The following is an 18,216-nucleotide window of genomic DNA, read 5'->3' on the forward strand; positions in this document are numbered from 1 at the left end:
CCCTTAATTCTCAAATTCTCTTTTTTGTATGGTCTGGAAAATCCTCTCAGCTCTCTCCGCCGTGTGCCTTGGCACCGCATGCTATTTTGCCATGACCAACCAAAAGTTGCTCAATGCGGAGCGCGAGCGTGAGAAATTTGCCACCGCCAATCTCAAGACACAGCAGGACCACATCGCCAAAATTGCAGAGGCGAAGAAGTCCCGTGACGCCCTGCTTGCCACGACCAAGCAGGAACTCGAAACCACCAAGACTTCCACGGTGGAAACCGCTGCCAAGGTGACGACTTCCGAACAGAAGCTGGCCGAGGCGAAAGACAAGCTGGACAAGATCTCCAAGCAGGTGGCCACGAATCAGAAACTGATCGAAGACGCAGGTGACATCAAGGCGCTGAACGCCCAGATTGAGTCCATCACGAAGGAGCGTTACGAAGCCGAGTCCATGCTGACCAATCAGACGCAGCATCTGGTTGCCGCCCAGGAGCGGGTGAAAAACCTCATGAATGCCGCCAAAGAGGCCGAAGACCGCGAAGCGCGTGGTCGCAAAGGCATTGTGGATGATGACTTTACCGCGAAAGTGGCCCATTCCTACACGGACTGGGGCTTTGTGGTGCTCAACAAGGGAAATGGCGGCGGCGTGTTTGCCAATGCCGACCTGGAAGTGAAGCGCGGCAAAGATGTGGTGGCCAAGCTCAAGGTGCGCGACGTGGAGCAGAACTCCTCCGTGGCGGACCTGGTCAAAGGCAGCCTTGCTGAAGGTGAACACATCCGCGCGGGTGACTTGGTGGTGGCCGCCGCCGAGCAGAGCGCCAAGACAGCGACTGCCAAAACTCCCGCTGCCCCAGGAGCTCCTGCAGCCCCCGGCGCTCCAGCCGCGCCAGCAGCCCCCGGCGCTGCCCCAGCCATGAACTCTGATCCCTTCGGCGCCCCAGCCGCTCCCGGAGCACCTGCCGCCCCGGCCATGAACTCCGATCCCTTTGGCGCTCCTGCCGCACCGGCCCCAGCCCCGGCAGCACCTGCTCCAGCCATGAATTCTGATCCGTTCGGCGCTCCCGCTGCTCCCGCCACGCCTCCTCCTGCTGCTGGTGCAGCTCCAGCGCCTAGCACGGCAGACCCCTTCGGTGCTGCGCCTGCTCCCCCGAAATAATGGCCACGGCCCGCTCTTCTTTTCCTGATTCTCTTTTCCGACCCTTCTTCCCATGACCAAAGTTCTTTTTATTCTCAGCGCAGTGGTGATCATCGTTGCCGGCGTTTTCGCCTTCCAAAACGGGCAGGAATTCACCGAAGTGCGCAAGAGGGTTCATGCCCTCAACGCCAGCATCCAAACCGAGAAGAAATCGGAACTCACCGCCATCAGGGGTGTCAATGATGTCAACTCGAGCATCAAAACCGTTCAGGCGGACCTTGATGTCGAGGCTGAGAAGCTGAAGGCGCAAAGAAACAAGCTGGCCCAGACCGACGGCGAAGTGGCCACCACGGAAGAGGCTCTTGCCGCCAAGGAAAAGAAAAAGGCTGAACAGGACAAGGAGCTCGAACTGCTCCCCAAGGGCATGAACCCTGACAACATGGCCGAAAGCATTCAGAAAATGAAGAAGGAAATGCTGGAGTTCCAAGGCCAGGCCGAGATCAAGAAGAAGGAAGTGGCCGCGGAAGAGGAAAAAGTCGCCGGCATTCAGAAGCGCCTGGACGACGTGAACCACAAGATCGAGGAGCGCCGCAAGAACTTTGAACGCAACAGCCTGACCTCCCGTGTGATCGCTGTGAACTACGACTGGGGTTTTGTGATCATTGATGCCGGCAAGAGCACCGGGCTGACCCAGGACACCAAGCTGATCGTCACCCGTGGCGCACAGACCGTGGGCAAAGTGAGCGTGATGTCCGTGGAGAACAAGAACTCCATGGCAGCCATCGTGCCTGATACTGTGGTCAACGGTCAGGTCATCATGCCGGGAGATCGCGTGATCCTCGAAAACTTGGTGCAAAACTGATTCGGCGCATTATTAAAGGGGCGACTACTATGAAGACACGCCTGCTCAGTCTTTTCCTTTTGTCGATTACGGCGGCCTGCTGCCTTTCCTCCTGCACTTCAGACGAACCGAAGCGCAAGAAAGTGGTGGGACCGGACTCCAGCCAGTACAGCAACCTGCCATGGAACCGTCCCCGGTCCTGGGAAGGCAATGCTCGCTACGGCGGCATGGTTCCCGGCAGCCGCTGATCTGGAGGCGCATGCGCCTGCATTTCCCCTGCCCCTGCTAAGCTGATCGGGAGTAGAAGAATGCCGACGCCCCTGCACAAGGAGTGCATCGATAGCATGGCCCTCCGGGCATAGGTCGGATGTGCTGGCGTCGCATTGGTTTCTCCGCTCCACACTTCCCCGCCAATGCTTCCGACCACGAGGGCATTCGAATGCCCGGGTGCTTGCCGCACTGACACGGCACTTCATGCAGGGACGTAGGTTGGACGTGGCGACAACCCGTCCGTCCATCAGCGTGTGGCACGGGAAATGTGGCTTCGAGCGTTCTGGCAGCCTTGAGCACACGGCACGGGCTGGAGCTTTTGAGATCCCCCTCGAAGTCGGGCGGTTTGGCGAAGCGGGCACTTGAGCAGCGGAAGCTCCGCCCGCCAAACACGGCGGACCTACGTTCCAGAAAGCCCGCACGCCCTGCCAGCGAGAAAAAGGCGTGCTTTTAATCATGGTTTAACCGCGGGACACGATGGACACCGAGGTCTGGCACGGGTCTTCGTTTCAATTCTCTGCTTCCACCCTGCCTGCGCAGTTCCCGCAAACAGTCACCAAAGAGACGCCTCCCTGCTCAGCCCCCTCGTCCAGAATCCAGCCGCATGAAGTTCGGGCGCTCTGAGGTTGATCCGGTGTTGGGACGCGACATCCCTGTTTTCAACTCCTTGCCGTATCACATCACCGCTTCCAGCACGGCCTCGCCCTCGGCGGCTTTCACGACGCGGTAAAAGCAGCTCGGGCGCTTGGTGTGGCAGCAGCCGCCGCCGTGCTGCTTCACGCGGAGCACGAGGGCGTCCTGGTCGCAGTCCGTGCGGATCTCGATGATTTCCTGGAACTCGCCGCTGGTGGCCCCTTTGTGCCAGAGCTGGTTGCGGCTTCGGCTCCAGTAAACCGCCTGGCCGAGTTCCAGCGTCATCTTGAGCGACTGCTCGTTCATGTAGGCGAGCATCAGCGGCGCGCCCGTTTCGGCATCCACAGCCATCGCTGGCATAAGCCCATGCTCATCGAACTTCGGGGCAAAAAGCATGCCTTCTTCGATGGCATGCTTCGACTCACGGGCGGCGAAGGAGATGGGGGCGGGGGTGGACATGGGGGTGCTCCATGCTAGCGGCACATCCCTGCTGCGCAACTTCCTCATTTTCCCGGGAACACCGGCAGCACCTTGTTGATGAGGCCGGAGCCGGCGTTCACGCCGTTTTCCAGCAGCCCGCCGGCCCCTTCGATGACTTTGGCCGGCATCTTGGCGGCATCTCCGCCAAGAACCGGTTTGAGCAGCACTTCCGCGCCTTTTTCCACCACGGCTCCAGGGGTGTCAAAAAGAAGGGACATGCCCGCCGCGCCGATGAGGCGGCTGCTGAGATCCTCCTGCGGTGCATCAAAGGTGCCGACCACACGCACGCGCGTCCAATGCATGCCCGCAGGTCCGGTGGGGTTGCTCTCCACAAAGACCCGGCTGCTGGCCCCGGGAATGCCGCTCAGAGTCTCGGGCGTGACACCCAGGAGGAAATCCCCCTCCACCATCCGCCCGCGAATGCTGAGGGCCCCATCGATGCGAAGGAGGCCGTTGGACTGGACGACGATGTTTTCGATGCGGAGGGAATCTCCCTGCGGACGGACGGTGGCGGTGCAGGTGTCGAGCACGATGCGCTTGAATCGCTGGTTGTTGGTGTAGGTGACAAGCTTGTCCAGAATGGGAAGTCCGGTGAGCACGCCATCCCGAAGCACGAGATCTGCTTTCCAGGCAGGAGGAGTGTTGCTGGCGCCGGACATTTCGAGGTCGCCCTCGATCTTTCCAGAAAGGCGCTGATCCCACCATGCATCGAGAAATTCATCCAGCGGCACCCCTTTGACATGCACAAAAGTCTGCCAGGCGCCCGATTCGGGCTTGATGGAGCCGCGCAGGGTGGCCGTGGCCTCCTGCTTCCAACGCAGGGAGGCATCACTGATCTGCAGCTGGCTGCTGCCCAGACGAAGCGTCGCCTTGGCAAGGTCGAAGCCCAGCGGCTCCTTCTGCTCGGGTGCCATGATGGGTGTGAGGAGCTTGCCACCGGTCATTTTGCCGGACACTGAAACCTCACCGCTCTGCCAGTTGCCGAGGCGCAGCTGGGTGTCGGAGATTTTCCAGCCCGCCTGTTCGAACAGGAAGCGGTGGACGTCAAAACCACTGACCAGAGTCTTGGTGGGGATGTAGCGCCGCAGGAAGGAGGGTACGCCATCTTCGCTGTCGTCGAATCTGGCGGCGGGTTCCGGCGAGGAACTGCCAGGGGAGGCCGGCGCCGTGCGGCGCAGACTGAGCTCGTCCGCGCCAGCATTTTGAATGCTCCATTTTCCCAGGCGGATGGCACCGAAATCGAGGGATGCATGCAGCCCCCCGGCATCCACAGTCCATTCAGGAGCTTCCACGGAAAGGTCGGCAGCGCTTGCTGTGTCATCATTCCACGTGATGGGGGCGATGTGGGCTGTGCCTCCGGAGCGGGCGGCAATCAGGTCCGCGGCCTTTTCACGAAAGTCATCCGTCTGAACGTATGAACGGATGTAGCTGGTGACGAGAGAGGGGGCCAGCAGCACAAGAAGAACGCCGACGACGACGAGCAGGGCCGCCAGCCACATAAGCCAGCGAAACGGAGAGGAGGTAGGGCGCTTGCCCGGTCTTTGGCGGCGTTGCATTTTGGCGGCAGATGGATTTTTTTCATCGCCAGAGCGGTAACCTCCGGCCTAGTTTCGGGTACTTATTTAACCCGTATGCTCAAAGCACTCAACGTTTGTCTTGAAGTCGATGGTCCGTCAGGCTCGGACAAGAACAGCACGTTACATCTGCTGCGGGAGGTCAGTTTTAACGTGCCGCCGGCCCATCTGGTGGCGATCGTCGGCCCGTCCGGCTGCGGCAAGACCACCCTGCTGAAAGTGATCACGGGCATTCAGCAGCAGACTTCCGGAGAGCTTCTGTGGGACGGGCGGGACCTGAGCAACGAGGAAGACCTGCATCCCGGAGACCTAGGCTACGTACCGCAGTTCAGCGTGGCCTACGACCTGCTCACGGTGGAGGAGAGCATCGCCAGCGCGATGGTGCTGCGCACTCAGCTGGCGCAGACGGAGGACTTTATTCCTTCTCTGGATCATATCCTGGAGGTGACGGGGCTCACACATCTTTCGGACCGGCAGGTCAAAGTGCTGTCCGGGGGGCAGAAGCGCCGCCTGGGCCTGGCGCTGGAGCTCGTCACAGATCCCTGTCTGCTGCTGTGTGACGAGGTCACGAGCGGTCTGGATCCGAAATCTGAAACCGAGATCACGAACCTGCTGCGCGAACTCTCGCGCGGTCACCCGAAGCGCGTGGTGATCAATGTGACGCACAGCCTTGCCAGCCTGGACGCCTACGACAGCGTGATGGTGATGTACCAGGGCGTGCTGACATACCATGGCCCGCCGAAGTCCATGATGCACTACTTTGCAGCGGAACACCCTGAGGAAGTCTATCTCAAGCTCACGGAGCGCAAGGCAGGAGACTGGCATGAGTCCTGGGAAAAGCACCGTGACACCTATTACAAGCGCCATGGCTTTGATGGCGCACGCGTGCTGCCGGAGGAAGAAGAGGCACGGAAAAGCAGCGGTCCCTCGAAGACCACGGTGCGTGAAGAACGCACTGTGGCGAAGGTGGAGGAAGAACCGGTGCATGAGCATCTGCATCTGCCGCCGGTGGAAATGCCGTCGATGATGACGCAGTTGTTTGAGCTGCTGCGGCGGCGCTGGACGATTTTCCGCCGCGACAAGGCGCAGGTGTGGCTGCACCTGGCGATGCTGCTGGGCTTTCCTCTGCTGGTGGTGATCTTCGCTCTCGATGGCATCAAGCCGCTGCGTTCGCTCTCAGTGCATCAGGACGACAACCAGGCGCAGGAGTTTGTTCAGGTCGCGAAATTTCAAAAGGAACAGGCCAAGGCCGGAGGGCTCGTGTCGGGCCTGATCATGCTGCAGGTCGTGCTCGTGACCTTGATGGCCAGCAACAACGCGGCGCGTGAAATCGCCTCCGAACGGCTGATTTTGGAACGCGAGAAGCTGGGAGGACTGCATCCCTTTGCCTACATCGGCAGCAAGGTGATCTTCCTTGGCATCTTCGTGCTCGCGCAGAGTTTATGGATGGGGTTCTTCGTGGACATCGTGGTCGGAGGCCTGCCGGGAGATCTGGTGATCAAACTGGCGCTGCTCCTGCTCGCCTCTGCGGCGATGACGAGCGTGTGCCTGGGCATCTCGGCGCTGAGCAAGACGCCGGAGAAGGCGACGATCCTGTGCATCTACCTGGTGGGCTTTCAGCTGCCGCTTTCAGGTGCGGTGCTCACACTGCCGGACTGGCTGGAGAACTGGGTGCAGCCTCTGGTGGTGGCCTTCTGGAGCTGGAGCGGCAGCCTGAGCAGCATGAGCAGCACCGCTTTCTACGACGCGGTCAAACAGGTGACCGACACCGACATCATCAGCCCGCCGATCGGCGCCTTTGTGCTGTTTGTACACGTGCTGGTCGGGCTTGGCATGACCTTCATCGGCGTGCAGCGCAGCCAGTGGGACTCCTGATGGTTTTTCCTGTCATGCGGCCGTCGCCGCATCAATGCGGCAGGCCAAACAGGTAGTAGGCCGTGCATAGCAGGGCCAGCACGGCGGCGCCTGCGTGGATTTCACGGCCGCGTCCGGAGGCGAACTTCAAGACCGGGTGCACGACGAGCCCCGCAGTGAGGCCGTTGGCAATGTTATAGGTGAACAGCATCATCACGATGGTGGCGAAAGCGGGCACCCATTCGGTGAGGTCATCAAAGTCGATGCGCCGCACCGAGCCGGTCATCAGTACCCCGACCGCGATCAGAGCCGGCCCATAGGCAAACCGCAGCTCCTGCAGCGGCTCGATCAGCGGAATGAAGAACAAGGAAAGCAAAAAGAGCGCGGCAGTGACCAGGGAGGCTAGACCGGTCCGCGCTCCCGCGGCAATGCCTGTGGCGGATTCGATGTAGGCGCCGCTGGTCGAAGTCCCCACCAGACCGCTGAACATGCAGGTCAGCGCGTCCACCAGCATCGGCTTTTCCACCTGGGGAAAACTGCCCTTTTCATCCAGCAGATTTGCAGCGGCGCCGAGACCGGTGAGCGTGCCAAGGGTGTCGAGAAAACCCATCAGAAACAGCGTGAGAAGTACCGGCATAAAACTGAGTCGGAGTACTCCCCCAATGTCCAGCTTCAAGGCAATGCCACTCAGGTCGTACTCGCCGGCAAAGGGCAGGGCGGTGATGGCTTTGGGCGCATGACCGAAGCCGAGCCACGTGCCCAGCAATGCCGTGACCACCATTCCGATCAGGAGTGCGCCCCGCACCTTGCGGATCATCAGCACGGTCATGAGCAGAAAGCCGCCAATCGCCAGCAGCACCCGGGGATCGTGCAGGTTGCCGATCTTTACCGGCACTGCCGGTGAGAGGAAGAGTCCCTGCGCATCGGTTTGCAAAGCCTGGGGCGGCATGCCGGAGACGAAGCTGGTGACGATGCCCGTCTCATACAGGCCGATGAAGGCCAGGAACAGGCCGATGCCGACGGCAAAGCTGTGCTTCAAACTCACCGGCACGGCATTGGCCAGCCAGCCACGGACGCCCAGCAGCGTGATGAGCAGAAACAGCACGCCGCTGACAAACACCGCGCCCAGGCGCTGCTCCCAGCCAATGCCCAGTGTCGCAAGGCCAAACGCGATGAACGCATTTTCACCCATGTAAGGCGCCACGGCGAAGGGACGGTTCGCGATCAGCGCCATCAGCACGCAGCCCACCACCGCCGTGAGGATGGTGGCCACCGTGCTGGGACCTGCCGGGATGCCGGCAAACGCGAGGATGGCGGGATTGACGACCATGATGTAGGCCATGGTGATGAAAGTGGTCACGCCGCCGATGATCTCGGCACGGACAGAGGAGCCATGCTCCTGCAGCTTGAAAAAGGCGCTCATGCTGCGGGGAGAGGAGCGTGAAAGCGCGGTGCCGCAATTTGAATCATTGAAAGCAATTCCGCGGAGTCCGCTGTCGTTCACAGCGGACCATGAAGTCCCTGCTGCTGCTTTTGCCCTTTGTTCTTTTCGATTCCACCGCCTTGGGCAAGCCCAATGTGGTGCTGTTCCTGGCCGATGACATGGGCTGGATGGACAGCGGCGTGTATGGCTCGCAGTATTATGAGACGCCGAACATCGACCGGTTTGCCACGCGGGCGATGCGGTTCACCAATGCCTACTCGCAGCCGCTGTGTTCACCTACGCGGGGAAGCCTGCTGAGCGGCCAATACACGGCGCGGCATGGCATCACCACGGCGAGCGGACACCAGCCGCCGCAGCCGGCAGGCCATGTGTTTCTGCCTCAAACCGCGCCGGCCAAGGACCCGATGCTGCTGCCGGAAAGCAAAAACTACCTGGAACCCGCGCAGATCACGCTGGCGGAGACGCTGAAGAGCGCGGGGTATCGCACCGCACACATCGGCAAATGGCACCTCGGCCTCACTCAGCCGTACTGGCCGGAGCAGCAGGGCTTTGATGTCGGGTTTCACTGCCACCCGGATCCGGGTCCGCCGGGGGAATATTTTTCTCCGTATGGCGTGCTGCCCGATGGCAAGCCGGGCGGCAAAACAAAAGTCGGCACGATTACCGACGGCCCGCAGGGCGAGTACATCGTGGACCGGCAGGCGGCCGAGGCGGTGAAGTTCATCGAAGCTAGCAAAGGCGGCCCCTTCTTCCTGAACCTCTGGTGCTACGGCGTGCACGGACCCTGGGGGCACAAGGTGGAATACACGAAATACTTCGCGGCGAAAAAAGACCCAAGCGGACGCCAGGGAAATCCGATCATGGGATCCATGCTCAAAAGCGTGGACGAGTGTTTCGGGCGCATTCTGGCAGAACTGGACAAGCAGGGCATCGCTGACAACACCATCATCATCTTCACCTCGGACAACGGTGGAAACCAGCACAGCAACACGACCTCCGAAGGCAAAAAATCCGCCAATGAAGACTGGCAGAAGTGGGCCGGCAACCAGCCGCCAACCATGAACACTCCGCTGCGCGATGGCAAAGGCACGCTCTACGAAGGCGGCACCCGCGTGCCGATGATGTGGGCGTGGGCGGGCAAGATCAAACCGGCAAGCACAAGCGAAGCAGTGGTGGGGCCGATCGATGTGTACCCCACAGTGATCGACCTGCTGGGCATCGCGAAGCCGGAGCAGCAGGTGTTTGATGGAGTGAGCTATGCAAAGGTTCTCAAAGGAGAGGGTGAACTGAAGCGCGAGGCCTACTTCAACTATCATCCGCACGCCGGGGCGCATCGTGCCGGCGGCGTGTGGGTGCGCAGCGGCGATTTCAAATTGCTGCGCTGGTTTGGCAACCCGGGCACGCATGAGCTGTACAACCTGCGGGAGGACATCAGCGAAGCGCATGATCTCGCCGCGACGATGCCGGACAAGGTGAAGGAACTGGAGGCGCTGATCGATGGCTTTCTCAAAGACACCGGTGCGACTTATCCCCGCCCCAATCCAGCCTACAAGCCAGTGGCTGACAAGGCGCCCGTGCAGGCAAACAAAGATCCGCTGGCCGCATGGAAGGAACGCGGCTGCAAGGCCACAGTCAGCGCGGGCATCGTGACTGTGAAGAGCACAGGCAGGCCAGGCGCGGCCTTCCTGGGACATGGCATGGCAAAGATGAACGGGCCTGCCGCAGTGAGGCTGCGCGTGCGCAGTGCCGCAGGAGGCGCGGGGAAAATCGACTCTCTGCCCAACACTGCATCGGATCCAAATCTCATTCATTCCGTCCCCTTCGCAGTCAAGGCGGGCGAGTGGCAGGACGTGCAGGTGGAGATAAGCGAGAAAGGGCCGCTGGGCACGCTGCGCGTCTATCTGCCGGATGGCGAGGTGGACTTCATTGAAGTGGCGCCGGTGAAAGGAAAAGGACAGCGCTGGGATTTTTGACTTCGTTCTCCCCTGCCCTTTATTCTATTCCCATGATCCGCCACACCGTTGCCTTTCGTCTCAAGCATCCCTTGGGTTCAGCCGCCGAACACGATTTTCTGCGGGCTGCATGCGCGCTCGCGAAGATCGAAGGCGTGCAGAAGTTTGAATGCCTCCGCCAGACGAGCGGGAAGAACAGCTTCACCTTTGGCCTGTCGATGGAGTTTGCGGACGAGGCGGCCTATTTTTTTTACAGCGGGCATCCTGAGCACACGGCGTTTGTGCAGCAGCGCTGGATCCCTGAAGTGGCCGAGTTCATGGAACTCGACTACGTGGCGTATGCGCCATGAGGCGCAGAACCCGGGCAAAAAAAAGCGCCGCGCCAGGATGGACCGGGCGCGGCGTAGGAATGCAGGAGCGAATTAAGCGCTGATGTGGTTGGAGACCAGCTTGGTCATCTCAAACATCGTCACCGTCTTCTTGCCGCCGAACACCGCCTTCAATGCGTCATCGGCATTGATGTTGCGCTTGTTCTTGGCGTCCTGGAGACCGTTCTTCTTGATGTAGTCCCACAGCTTCTTCGTGATCTGGCCACGAGGAGCAGGCTTGTTCCCAACGACGGCTCCGAGAACCGCGTCAGGCTGCACCGGCTTCATAAGAGCGGGATTGGGTTTCCGTTTTGCTGCCTTGGCAGGTTTCTTGGCTGCCGGGGCTTTCTTGGCAGCCTTCTTGGCTGCTGGTTTTGCTTTGGTTGCTTTCTTGGCCATAGTGTTGTTGGCGGCGGTTGCCGATTTCTCAGGTTATGAGAGCGCCCTGCGGAGCGTCAACGCAAATTTCATCAATATTTGAGGTTGTTTCCCTGCGTACAGCACCTCCGCTCCCTGCGCAAACATCATCAGCTCCGCTCAGGACCGGAGGTGATTATCACGATAAAACGAACAGGCCCGGCGATGAGTTTGCGCGCCGGAAACATTTCAAAACTGGTCACACTTTCTTCCGGCTCTCCACCCACTGCACGGCGTAGCGCACCAGGGCGGCACCGTCCGTCATGCCAAACTTTTCTTTGATGTGCGCACGATGCGCTTCCACCGTTCTGGCGCTGATGCTGAGCTGGGCGGCGATGATTTTCGTGGCCACGCCTTTGCCAATGAGTTCAAGGATCTCAAGCTCGCGATCCGTCAGCGCGTCCATGCCGGTGGCCTTCGCGCGCGAGTTGCCGCTGACCTGCTCCAGCATGCGCGTGTTGAGCGCTTCGCTCACATAGAGCCCGCCGCTGATGACTTTATGAATCGCGGTGACGAGGTGATCTGCAGCCTCCTCCTTCATCACATAGCCACGCGCGCCGGCGCGCAGGGCGCGCTCTCCGTAGAGAGTCTCATCGTGCATGGAGAGCACCAGGCACTGCGTGGCGGGATGCACGGCGCGGATGTCTTTCACGAGCTCCAGGCCGTTCTTGTCCGGCAGAGTAAGATCGATCACTGCCAGGTCAGGCTTGAGTTTGCGCACGATTTCAAATCCTTCGCGCGCGCTGCCGGCCTCGCCAATCACATCCAGGCCCTCTTCAGCACGGATCAATTGGGCGAGGCCGTGACGCATGATGGGATGATCGTCAATGAGGACGAGACGCTTCACGGTTTTTTCGGTGGTGCGGGTACGCTGCATGTGACCTGGGTGCCGCCGCCGGTGCGCGGCTCGATGGTAAGGGTGCCCCCCATCATTTGAGCGCGATGGCTCATGGTCAAGAGACCCATTCCAGTTCCTTTGGACGGAGCGTCGGGTATGCCGACCCCATTGTCGCGCACGGTCAGGACGATGTTGCCGCTCTGCCGCGCGAGGTGAATGTCCACCCGGCTGGCCTGGCTGTGTTTGACAGCATTGGAGACGGCCTCCTGGGCCACCCGGAAAAGCTGCACGGAAACATTGTTGCTGCTGATCTGAACCGGATTGTCATACCGAAAATCACACTCCACCTCAAAGGCGCGGCTGGTTCCGGCGGCGAGCTCCTCCAGCGCGGCCATGAGACCGCCTGAATCGATCACCACCGGCATGAGGCCGCGGGAAGTCTCACGGGCACGGGTGTTGGCCCGGCCGATGAGCTGCACAATCTCAGCCAGGTTTTGCGCCTCGGGGCTGCCCGCTTTGGCCAGGTTTTTTTGCGCCACCTTCGCGAGACAGCCAATGGCTGCGAGCTGCTGGCAGAGATCATCATGAATGTCCTGCCCGATGCGGGACTGCTCCTGTTCGCTGATGTGAAGCAGCTTGTCCTCCAGCGCCTTCCGCTCCGTGAGGTCCCGTATGATGCCCGTGAAAATGCGGCGGCCGCTCGGCAGCACGGCCTCCCCCACGGAAAGGTCGATGGGGAAGACGGAGCCGTCCTTCCGCTGGCCCACCACCTCCCGGCCAATGCCGATGATGCGTTTCACGCCCGTGCGCAGGTAGCTCTCCACATAGGTGTCGTGCCGGCCGCGGTACGGCTGCGGCATCAGCATGCTGATGTTCCTGCCAATAAGCTCGGCCCGCTGGTAGCCAAACAGGCGCTCCGTCGCCGTGTTGGCAGATTCAATCACGCAGCTCGAGTCCACCGTCACGATTGCATTGACGGCGGTCTCGACAATGGCGCTGGAGATTTGCTCGCTTGCCTGCAGTGCCGCCTGCAGCTGTTCGATGCTGGGTTCGGCAGGCGCGAATCTCTTCATGGATGAAGGCGCATTCAATCAGGTGCGATGACGAAGCCGTCCGGTTTTACGGCAAGAATCGAGCACGGTGCATGCTGCACAATCTTCTCCGCCGTGGTGCCAATGAGCATTTCGCGCAGGCCCGTTTTGCCGTTCGTTCCCAGAACGACGAGCGTGGCGTGCACCTCCTTCACGTGGTCCAGGATGGCCTCGCGTATGTTGACGAGTTCTTTGACGTGCTGGGTGATCTGGACGTCTCCCGCGTGAGTGGTGAGCGGCGCGAGAAAGGCCGCGAGATCTTTGCGCCAGCCCGCCACGGATTCAGGATCATAATTGGCAGGCAGGGAGGGCGCAAATCCGCCATAATCGAGGGACATGGCCAGCGCGCTCTGAAACACATGCAGGCAGTCGAGCGAGCCGCCGTCCTGCTGGGCGATGTGCACCGCGCACTGCACGGCCTTGGCGGAGTTTTCGGAAAAATCCACGCAGGCCACGATTTTCTTGAAGGGGCCTTGCGCGTCCTCCCGCACCACGAGCACATCCACAGGGGCTTTGCGCACGCATTTGGCCGCGATGACGCCGATGCGATGGGGTTCGTTTTTCGATCCCTTTGCTCCCATGACGAGGAGATCGGCATTGCAGCAGCGGCAGGCTTCCACCAGTTCGGCAAAGGGATTGCCGATGCGCACTTCCGCATTCACGCATGCGCCCACTTCCGCATCAGCCACAAACTTTTTCAAACGCTCCAGCCACTCGGCACGGATCGTGGCCTGGTCGGTTGAGAGGGCGCTCTTCAGCTCATGCACCAGAAACTCGTCCATCACATGCACGGCCGTGATGGCGGCGGAGTCGAGAGAGGCGCGGTGCACAGCCTCCCGCAGGGCGATGCGGCAGGTGGGCGTGAAGTCGATGGCGGCGATGACGTGGTGAACCTTTTTCATGGCAGATGGGGCGTTGATTGATTTCACCATAACCAGCAGCGCATGGCAATGCCGCGCCGCTGTTGCGGCGTTTGGGGCGGAGCTTGCGCCTTACAGACCCGCCTCTTCCTGCGCCTGCTCGATGGCGGCCTCCAGGGTCCACAGCGTCTTGTCAAAGCTCTTCTGCCGCGCGCGAAACTGCGCCTCGTCCGTGATGGCGTTCAGCGCATCCATCTCCTTGACGGCAAAGGCATAGTGCTGCTCCAGAGCCATGACGCGGGTCTTGAAATATTCGCGGCCCATCTGCTCCTTGAGCACGTCGATGTCCGCCTTCCACCGGGTGAGCGCCGCGGCGGACTGCTTCAGGTATTCCTCGCGGCTGGTGGTCAGGCGCTCCTTGGTCTTCTTGTACCATTCACGGCCTTTCACCTCTCCCTGCTCCTTCACTTTGGCGAATTCATTCTTCAGCTTTTCAGCGGCACGCCGGAGTTGTTCGAGGCTGTCATCCGCACGAAGCGAATGAAGGCAGAAACTGAGCGCAAGGCAGGTGAGAAGGGCTTTTTTCATGAGTGTCGAGGGATACGTCTGGATGCCGCCAACCATGCATGCTCTTTTCCCCGGCGAAAGAATTTCCCTCCAGCTCCGTCAACTTCACGCCCATGATCCGCACGACTGCCCTCACCTCCCTGTTCCTCGCCCTGCTGGCCGCCCTCGCATGTGCCCAGCCGGCCACGAAGCCCGTTTTCTGGCCTGGAAAAGGAGGGCCCACGCAGGACGGCATCGTGCCGGCGGCAGATGCGGCGCGCATTCCTCTGGAGTGGGACAGCACCACCGGCAAAAACATTGTCTGGCGCACGGCGCTGGAAGACCAGGGCCACTCCTCTCCCGTGATCGGGGGAGACATGATCTGGTTCACCTCCGCCACAACGGACGGCACCAAGCAGTATGTCTACGGCATTGACCGCCAGAGCGGGAAGATCGTGCATCACCAGCTTGTCTTTGAAAACACCGCGCCTGAGGAACTTGGAAATCCCATCAACAATTACGCGGCGCCTTCGCCCGTGCTGGAGGAGGACGCGCTGTACGTTCACTTCGGCACCTATGGCACGGCGCGCATCGATCCCGCCACGGGCAAAAAAGTCTGGGAGCGCCGTGACATCAATGTGCGCCACTTCCGCGGTCCAGGCTCATCGCCAATTATTTATGGCGATCTCATCATCCTGACCTTTGACGGCATCGACCAGCAGTTCGTCACCGCCCTCGACAAGAAAACCGGCAAGAGCGTGTGGAAAACCGCACGCACCACCGACTACGGAGACCTCGACAAGGAAGGCAAACCCACGCGGGATGGGGACATGCGGAAAGCCTACCACACACCGGGTGTGTTTGAGATGGGGGGCAAGGAAGTGCTCGTCTCCATCGGTTCCCGCGCCGCCTTTGGCTACGATGTGAAAACGGGCAAGGAACTGTGGACCATCCGCCATGGAGGTTTCAATGCCGCCATCCCCCCGCTTCGTCTCGGAGACATGCTCATTCTCAATACCGGATCCGAACGCGCCCACACGATCGGCGTGCGCATTGATGACAAGATGGCCGGAGACATTACCGAGAGCCACGTGGTCTGGGATCGCGATAAGCGCAATGCCAGCGAGGCCGCCCCGGTGCTGGTGAACGGCACCCTCTATCAGATCACCCGCGGCGGTGTCGTCAGCGCGGTGGATGCCAAATCCGGCAAGGATCTGTGGGATGACCGGCTCGCGGGAAAACACGTCCCCGCCCCGCTGGTGCTGGGAGACAAGCTGCTCTTCTGCAACGACCGCGGAGAGTGCTTTCTGGTCAAAGCTTCGCCTGAAAAATTTGAACTGATCCGCCAGAATCAGCTCGGAGAACAGGTTTCCGCCTCGCCGGCCGTGGCGGAGGGGGCGTTGTTCATCCGCAGCAGTGGCGCACTTTATAAGATCGCCCAGTAACCCCTCTTGGGCAAATTTGGGCTTACGCTTGCCCAAATTACTGGAAATTGACCATCCATTGTAATCACAAGCCACCCTTGCGAAGTAGAAGAAACGAAGGCACAGGGGAATTTCTATCATTGCGCATGCAGCGTAGGAGAAAAAACCTCCTGCGTTCACAAAAGCGTCGCAAACAGCCCCAAGTTGTGCTAGGTTGTCAGTCCATATGCCTACTACCACACCGACACGTAAGACACGCTTCTCCCGCCGAGTCCCTGATCATGTCACTGACGAGCTAGTCAATGTGCTCTCAAAGCCGGAAACCTATGAGTTCAACACGTTGTTCGGTCTGGTGTATGACAATCTCAAGCTGAAAAACGCCGTCAGCGGTGGTGAAGAAATGCTGCGCCTGCGCTCCTATGAGAAGCTGCAGAACCTCGTCAGCCGCGGCCTCTGCGCCAAGGTGGGCAAGACCTACCGTGGTCTCGAAGGCCTCCGCGCCGCGCACAATGCCGCCATTGCCGCCCGCAGCGCCGCCGTCGTGGCCCGCACCACGGCTGCCGCAGCCGCACGCAGCTAAGCGCTTCGCTCCTTCCTAGGGCCGCCCTGCTTCACGCAGTGCGGCCCTTTTTGTTTCAGAGTTTGACGCTGGACCGCGTCTTGCTACCGATCTAGCCGTCATTCACCCCCATGTTTGAAAATTACATCCCTGTCCTGCTCCAGATCCTCCTCGCCAGTGGCTTTGCCGTGGGGACTCTGATCTTTTCGGCAGTCGCCGGCAAGTCCGCCAAGCGCAACGCCATCAAAGACTCCGCCTACGAGTGCGGTATGCTGCCGGTGGGGGAGAGCCAGCCGCGCTTCAGCGTGAAGTTCTACATCGTCGCCATGCTTTTCGTCATGTTCGACATCGAAGTCGTCTTCCTCTATCCCTGGTCCATCGTTTACAAGGACTACCTCGCCGCCTTCGGTGGCGCCATCCTCGCCGTGGCCACGGGCTTTGTCTCGATCCTCGGGGTGGCTTTCGTTTATGCCTGGAAAAAAGGCGTGCTCGACTGGAAATCGTAGTCTGCGGCCTGCTGCTTTCCTGCCGCCATGATCGCCTACCTCAGCCTGTTTCAGCTGAAGCCTCAGGTAACTGAGGAAAAACTGGAGCAAATGATGTCCCAGACCCGCGTCATGCTTCTGCGCGTGCCCGAAGTGCTCACCGTTAAAACGGGCAAGCGCGTCAATTCCTCCGATCCCTACCCGTGGTTCGTCTACCTTGAAGTCGAGACCATGGACAAGCTCGCGATCTGCCAGGACGACCCACACTACATCAAATTCCGTGAGGAGGTGCTCAAGCCAAACATCTCCGAGCAGGAAAGCACGGCCTTTGAAATGGAGCCGCGCAAGGATGTGAAGTACTCCTGACGCTGGGGGGTCACTTTCCCGTAGGCGCGAGGTGCCGCGTGAGGTCGCCAGCATAGCCTGCCAGTTCCAGGAAAGCACGGCCTGCACTCTGCCCTTTTGCATCGAGAACATCGCACGCGCCTTCCCAGTAGGGCAGCTGTGTGATGCCGCCATCCTGCTCCTGATCCAGCGCCAGCGGTCTCAATTCCAGCGCCTCGTTCTCAAAGCGCACGCGAATGTGATTGGGATACTCGGCGCCGTTGCGCGGGCTTTTCCACGTGCCCAGGACTTCCCAGGCAAAGGCATCGCTGGCGAGGTGTCGCACTTGACCGTCTCGATCAATGACCGCGAGCGTAGAGGCGGCATCCAGCGTGCCGTCCTTTCTGCGCATGCGGTACACCATGATCTCGCGGCCATCCCTGAGCTGCAGCGCGGCCCAGTCCCAGCCCACCTGCCCTTCCTCAAGCTGGCTGCTGCTAAACTCGTGATCCATCCAGGCCTCGCCGCTCACGCTCAGCTCCTGCGCACCGAGCTTCACACTGCCGCTCGTCTTCAAGCGCGGCCACGTGAGGTAATGGCTGGCGGCGGAAGCCGGGACGCCTTTGCGGGAGACGCCGTCCTTGCCGAAGACGACCAGTGTTTTCACCGGCTCCAGTTCCAGCTGCATCAATGCTTCGCCCTTCACCGTGGCGGAGATGTGAAGGTGCTGCGTGGCTTCATCCATCCTGAGCGACCAGTTGCCATTGCGCACGTCCAGCGTGGTCTCGGATGCCCTGGCGTCCCAGCCTTCCCGGTTCAGCCTTTCTCCATGCACGAAGCGCCCCGTCTTCGCATCCAGCAGTGCGGCGTGCGCCAGGTGCAGATGAAGCAGGCTGCCACCTTCACGCCGGGCCTGGCGGAAAAAGGTCACCTGAAAGCCAAACCGGCGGCCGTCCTTGCCATCGAGATGACCCGTGACATACCACCACTCCGTGCGGAATTCGGGGTGGCTGCCATGATCGCGCGGAAACACAAACACCTTCCCTGGCTGGGGCAGCGCAAAGCCGTCCGCCGTGGTCTGCGCAGGCAGCCAGGAGGTCAGGATGAGAAACAGTAGAAAAGTGCGCATCATG

General features: G+C 60.6%; 19 protein-coding genes. 10 read left to right on the top strand and 9 right to left on the bottom strand.

Annotation, left to right across the window (positions count from 1 at the left end):
• Positions 1–91: 91 nt before the first annotated feature.
• From ACILSO_RS09740 to ACILSO_RS09750, 3 genes are read left to right on the top strand one after another with little or no spacing between them, the layout of a single operon-like run.
• Complete coding sequence (locus tag ACILSO_RS09740) at positions 92–1,144, top strand: hypothetical protein (RefSeq protein ID WP_395737198.1); 1,053 nt, start codon at positions 92–94, stop codon at positions 1,142–1,144.
• A gap of 52 nt (positions 1,145–1,196) precedes the next feature.
• The gene (locus tag ACILSO_RS09745) at positions 1,197–1,985 is read left to right on the top strand and encodes a hypothetical protein (RefSeq protein ID WP_395737199.1); all 789 of its coding nucleotides are present in this window, start codon (positions 1,197–1,199) and stop codon (positions 1,983–1,985) included.
• Positions 1,986–2,014: 29 nt separating this feature from the next.
• A complete protein-coding gene (locus ACILSO_RS09750) occupies positions 2,015–2,212 on the top strand; it encodes a hypothetical protein (protein ID WP_395737200.1) in 198 nt (65 codons plus the stop codon).
• Positions 2,213–2,909: 697 nt separating this feature from the next.
• On the opposite strand, the gene hisI is transcribed toward ACILSO_RS09750, so the two are convergent.
• Together hisI and ACILSO_RS09760 are read right to left on the bottom strand one after the other, a co-directional pair.
• Complete coding sequence (gene hisI / locus ACILSO_RS09755) at positions 2,910–3,326, bottom strand: phosphoribosyl-AMP cyclohydrolase (RefSeq protein ID WP_395737201.1); 417 nt, start codon at positions 3,324–3,326, stop codon at positions 2,910–2,912.
• Positions 3,327–3,370: 44 nt separating this feature from the next.
• Complete coding sequence (locus tag ACILSO_RS09760) at positions 3,371–4,903, bottom strand: hypothetical protein (RefSeq protein ID WP_395737202.1); 1,533 nt, start codon at positions 4,901–4,903, stop codon at positions 3,371–3,373.
• 75 nt (positions 4,904–4,978) lie between these two features.
• Between ACILSO_RS09760 and ACILSO_RS09765 the strand changes: the two genes are divergently transcribed.
• Positions 4,979–6,796, top strand: coding sequence for an ATP-binding cassette domain-containing protein (locus ACILSO_RS09765; protein WP_395737203.1), 1,818 nt, complete (start codon positions 4,979–4,981; stop codon positions 6,794–6,796).
• Between the two features lie 31 nt (positions 6,797–6,827).
• Here the strand turns inward: ACILSO_RS09765 and ACILSO_RS09770 are convergent, their stop codons facing one another.
• Positions 6,828–8,198, bottom strand: a complete 1,371-nt coding sequence (locus ACILSO_RS09770) for an NCS2 family permease (protein WP_395737204.1) — start codon at positions 8,196–8,198, stop codon at positions 6,828–6,830.
• Positions 8,199–8,287: 89 nt separating this feature from the next.
• Here ACILSO_RS09770 and ACILSO_RS09775 point away from each other — a divergent pair, with 89 nt between their 5' ends.
• Both ACILSO_RS09775 and ACILSO_RS09780 read left to right on the top strand, forming a co-directional pair.
• Positions 8,288–10,192: a sulfatase gene (locus ACILSO_RS09775; protein WP_395737205.1), complete on the top strand. Its 1,905-nt coding sequence runs from the start codon at positions 8,288–8,290 to the stop codon at positions 10,190–10,192.
• Between the two features lie 32 nt (positions 10,193–10,224).
• The gene (locus ACILSO_RS09780) at positions 10,225–10,521 is read left to right on the top strand and encodes a Dabb family protein (RefSeq protein WP_395737206.1); all 297 of its coding nucleotides are present in this window, start codon (positions 10,225–10,227) and stop codon (positions 10,519–10,521) included.
• Between the two features lie 72 nt (positions 10,522–10,593).
• On the opposite strand, the gene ACILSO_RS09785 is transcribed toward ACILSO_RS09780, so the two are convergent.
• From ACILSO_RS09785 to ACILSO_RS09805, 5 genes are all read right to left on the bottom strand, one after another.
• Positions 10,594–10,938, bottom strand: a complete 345-nt coding sequence (locus ACILSO_RS09785; RefSeq protein ID WP_395737207.1) for an SWIB/MDM2 domain-containing protein — start codon at positions 10,936–10,938, stop codon at positions 10,594–10,596.
• Between the two features lie 217 nt (positions 10,939–11,155).
• On the bottom strand, positions 11,156–11,833 hold the full coding sequence (locus ACILSO_RS09790) for a response regulator (RefSeq protein ID WP_395737208.1): 678 nt from the start codon (positions 11,831–11,833) through the stop codon (positions 11,156–11,158).
• Positions 11,800–12,867 (bottom strand): PAS domain S-box protein, encoded by a 1,068-nt coding sequence (locus tag ACILSO_RS09795; RefSeq protein WP_395737209.1) that lies wholly within the window; start codon positions 12,865–12,867, stop codon positions 11,800–11,802. Before ACILSO_RS09795 ends, ACILSO_RS09790 begins: the two co-directional genes overlap by 34 nt.
• 14 nt (positions 12,868–12,881) lie before the next feature.
• Positions 12,882–13,787: a universal stress protein gene (locus ACILSO_RS09800; RefSeq protein ID WP_395737210.1), complete on the bottom strand. Its 906-nt coding sequence runs from the start codon at positions 13,785–13,787 to the stop codon at positions 12,882–12,884.
• Between the two features lie 90 nt (positions 13,788–13,877).
• Entirely contained in the window at positions 13,878–14,333 is a 456-nt protein-coding gene (locus tag ACILSO_RS09805; RefSeq protein WP_395737211.1) for a hypothetical protein, read from the bottom strand.
• Between the two features lie 92 nt (positions 14,334–14,425).
• On the opposite strand from ACILSO_RS09805, the gene ACILSO_RS09810 reads away from it, so the two are divergent.
• From ACILSO_RS09810 to ACILSO_RS09825, 4 genes are all read left to right on the top strand, one after another.
• Positions 14,426–15,736 carry a PQQ-binding-like beta-propeller repeat protein gene (locus ACILSO_RS09810; protein WP_395737212.1) on the top strand — a complete coding sequence of 437 codons (1,311 nt, stop codon included), beginning with the start codon at positions 14,426–14,428 and terminating at the stop codon, positions 15,734–15,736.
• Between the two features lie 205 nt (positions 15,737–15,941).
• The gene (locus ACILSO_RS09815; protein WP_395737213.1) at positions 15,942–16,295 is read left to right on the top strand and encodes a hypothetical protein; all 354 of its coding nucleotides are present in this window, start codon (positions 15,942–15,944) and stop codon (positions 16,293–16,295) included.
• 110 nt (positions 16,296–16,405) lie between these two features.
• Complete coding sequence (locus ACILSO_RS09820) at positions 16,406–16,780, top strand: NADH-quinone oxidoreductase subunit A (protein ID WP_395737214.1); 375 nt, start codon at positions 16,406–16,408, stop codon at positions 16,778–16,780.
• Between the two features lie 27 nt (positions 16,781–16,807).
• Positions 16,808–17,125, top strand: a complete 318-nt coding sequence (locus ACILSO_RS09825) for a Dabb family protein (protein ID WP_395737215.1) — start codon at positions 16,808–16,810, stop codon at positions 17,123–17,125.
• 10 nt (positions 17,126–17,135) lie between these two features.
• Here the strand turns inward: ACILSO_RS09825 and ACILSO_RS09830 are convergent, their stop codons facing one another.
• Entirely contained in the window at positions 17,136–18,215 is a 1,080-nt protein-coding gene (locus ACILSO_RS09830; protein WP_395737216.1) for a lipocalin-like domain-containing protein, read from the bottom strand.
• Position 18,216 lies beyond the last annotated feature (1 nt).

Origin of the sequence: Prosthecobacter sp., from assembly GCF_044226605.1 — a bacterium.
In the GTDB taxonomy this organism is placed as follows: Bacteria; Verrucomicrobiota; Verrucomicrobiia; order Verrucomicrobiales; family Verrucomicrobiaceae; genus Prosthecobacter.